Below are 2816 nucleotides of genomic sequence, written 5' to 3' on the forward strand. Positions count from 1 at the left end.
GCGCACGCCCGACTCGATGATCGCGTCGATGAAGGCCTCATACGGCGGCGGCGTGACGGCCGGCAGGATCGTCAGGTTCACGCCGAAAGGCTTGTCCGTCATCGTGCGGCAACGGGCGATCTCGCGGCGCAGGTCGTCAGGCGCGGRCTGGGTCAGCGCGGTCAGCATGCCCAGCCCCCCGGCGTTGGACACGGCGGCGGCCAGCTCGGCACGGCCCACCCATTGCATGCCACCCTGGATGATCGGCACCTCGCTGCCCAGCAATTCGGTGACGCGGGTTCTGATCGGATGGAGCATCGCTCAGGTCCCTGTGAAGTGCGGGGCGCGCTTTTGCTTGAAGGCGCTGACGCCTTCGCGATAGTCGTCGGTCAGGCCGCTGTCACGTTGCAGGTCGCGTTCGCGGTCGAGTTGCTCGTCGAGGGTGGACGTAGCGGCAAGACGGATGGCCCGTTTGGCATTGGCGAGCCCGCGCGTGGGGCCGGCGGCCAAGCGGTGGACCAGGGCTTCGACCTCGGCTTCAAAGTGATCGTCCGGCACAGCCTTCCAGATCATGCCCCAGGCCTCAGCGCGCTCGGCGCTAATTGGCTCGCCGGTGAGGGCAAAACCCAGGGCTCGGGTCTGGCCGATGGCGCGGGGCAGATGCCAGGTACCGCCAGCGTCAGGCACCAAGCCGATGGCGGAGAAGGCCTGGACGAATTTCGCGCCCTGCCGGGCTATTGCGATGTCGCAGGCCAGTGCCAGGTTCACCCCGGCGCCTGCGGCCACGCCGTTGACGGCGCATACCACGGGCACCGGCAGGGCGGTGAGCCTACGGACCAGCGGGTTGTAGTACTTCTCGATATTGGCGCCCAGGTCAAGGGGGCCGGCTTCGACATTGCGCTCGCCCAGATCCTGCCCGGCGCAGAAAGCCCGGCCTGCGCCGGTGATCAGCAGCACGCGGACGCTGCGATCGCTTTCCACTCGATCGAGGGCTTGGGCGAACTCTGCATGCATGCGCACGGTGAAGGCGTTCAACTGCTCGGGACGCGCCAGTGTCAGGCGCGCGATGCCGGCTTCCACGCTGAACTGCGTAGCTTGCAGGTCCATCATCGTTGTCATCGTTCAGTCCGCCTCAGGGAAGGGCAGATCGATCAGTCGTTCGCGCTGGCGGCGCAGGTCGCCGGCGAACTGGTCGATCACATGGCTGCGCTTGAGGTACAGGTGCGCGTCGGCTTCGGAGGTGAAGCCGAAGGCGCCGTGGACCTGGATGTTCTGCGCGGCGTTCTCCAGGGCGGCCTTCGTGGCCACGAGCTTGGCGGAGCAGATCTGGAAATCCAACCCCGGATGTTGCTCGGCCATCACCAGGGCCGCCATCGTGAGCTGGCACAAGGCCGACTCCGCGCGGATGGCCATGTCCGCACAGATGTGCTTGACGGCTTGGAAGGAGCCGATCGGCTTGCCGAACTGCTCGCGCACTTTGGCGTATTCAACAGCCATGTCGCGCGTGGCCTCGGCCATGCCCACCGCGTAGGCCGCGGCCATCAGTAGCGCGCGCTGGTAGATCGTGTTCTCGTGGGCATCGAGCCACAGCGCGGGTTTGGCGCCCTTGAGCGAGGCGCGCTCCAGGCCCAGTACGTTGTCGGTGCCCAGCACGTCTTCGATGCCGCTGAAGTCTTCGCGCCGCAGCAACGCCGTGCCTTGCTCGCAGCAGCAGAGCAGCCAGGCGGCGTCGTGCCCGTCGAGGAGGTGGAATCCGCCCTGGCACTCCCAGCCGATTTTCACCGGGCCGCGTGGCGTGGCCAGACCGACCCGGATCTCGCCGGCGATCAGCTGGCCCAGGAGCTCGGACTCGCCGCAGGCGGCCGCGAGCTGGGCGCCCAGGGTCAGACCCATGACAGCGGGAGACAGCAGGTGACGCCCGAACTCCCTGTGGGCCAGCATGTCCTCGGCGGCGCTCAGGCCGATGCCGCCCTGGTCCTCGCCGATGGCCACGCCGAGAAAACCCAGCTCGCCGAGCCTGGGCCAGTATTGGTGATCGAGATTGCCGATCTGGGGTGCCGGTGGACGGAATCGAGCGACGGGGGCTTGTTCCRACAGGAACGCGCGCAGCGTGTCGATGATTTCGGTCTGGTCGGCGGAAGGCAGCAGGTTCAAGCTTCGCTCCTTGGCTTTCTGGGTGGGCGGCGCTTCAGCGCGGCAGGCCGAGCACGCGCTCGCCGATGATGTTTCGCTGGATCTGCGCGGTGCCGGCGGCGATCGTGATGGAGAAGGACCGCAGGTAGTAGTAAACCCAGTCGTGGTCTTCACGGTTCTCGAGCACGTCGGGGCCCAATACGTCGAGCGCGAGGCGGCGGGCGCGTTGCTGTACTTCGCCGACCATGGCACGCATCATGGAACTCTCCGATCCCTGCAGGCCGGCTTCGGCGCGCGACATCACCATATAAGTCATGGCGCGAGCTGCCGCCATGTCGGCGCGCAACTGGGCCAGGCGCGCGCCGAGTTCGTCGCGCGAGAGCGGGCTGTCCGAGCCCAGGCGCTTGCGGGCCTCCTCGATCATCTGCTCCACCAGGAAGGCGTAGCGGATCTGGTCCTTGATCTGGGCAGTGCCGCGCTCGAAACCGAGGGTGGACATCGCGACGTTCCAGCCGTCGTTGATTTCGCCCACCACATTGCTCAGCGGAATGCGCACCTCGTCATAGAAGCACTGGACGAAATGCACCTGGTTCGGCGAGGTCATGATCTCGATCGGCCGCAGCGTGATGCCCGGGGTCTTCATGTCGCAGATCACCCAGCTGATGCCTTTGTGCTTGGGCGCGTTGGGGTCCGTGCGCACAAGC

At 66.8% G+C, this 2816-nt stretch carries 4 protein-coding genes; all 4 read right to left on the reverse strand.

Going from position 1 to position 2816, the window contains the following annotated elements:
- A partial coding sequence (locus tag AC1DY5_RS50035; protein WP_478121746.1) for an NAD(P)H-dependent flavin oxidoreductase occupies positions 1 to 285 on the reverse strand: 285 nt, incomplete at its 3' end.
- Positions 286 to 300: 15 nt separating this feature from the next.
- Complete coding sequence (gene paaG / locus AC1DY5_RS50040; protein ID WP_478121747.1) at positions 301 to 1086, reverse strand: 2-(1,2-epoxy-1,2-dihydrophenyl)acetyl-CoA isomerase PaaG; 786 nt, start codon at positions 1084 to 1086, stop codon at positions 301 to 303.
- Positions 1087 to 1101: 15 nt separating this feature from the next.
- Positions 1102 to 2133 carry an acyl-CoA dehydrogenase family protein gene (locus tag AC1DY5_RS50045; protein ID WP_478121744.1) on the reverse strand — a complete coding sequence of 344 codons (1032 nt, stop codon included), beginning with the start codon at positions 2131 to 2133 and terminating at the stop codon, positions 1102 to 1104.
- A 34-nt stretch (positions 2134 to 2167) separates the two neighbouring features.
- Positions 2168 to 2816, reverse strand: a 649-nt coding sequence (locus tag AC1DY5_RS50050; RefSeq protein ID WP_478121745.1) for an acyl-CoA dehydrogenase family protein, incomplete at its 5' end; no start/stop codon positions are given.

This window comes from Variovorax sp. P4_D9, assembly GCF_056401695.1.

Bases quoted from the DNA above. Each gene is read 5' to 3' on its own strand.
- paaG (WP_478121747.1), bottom strand. From the start codon at position 1,086: ATGGACCTGCAAGCTACGCAGTTCAGCGTGGAAGCCGGCATCGCGCGC.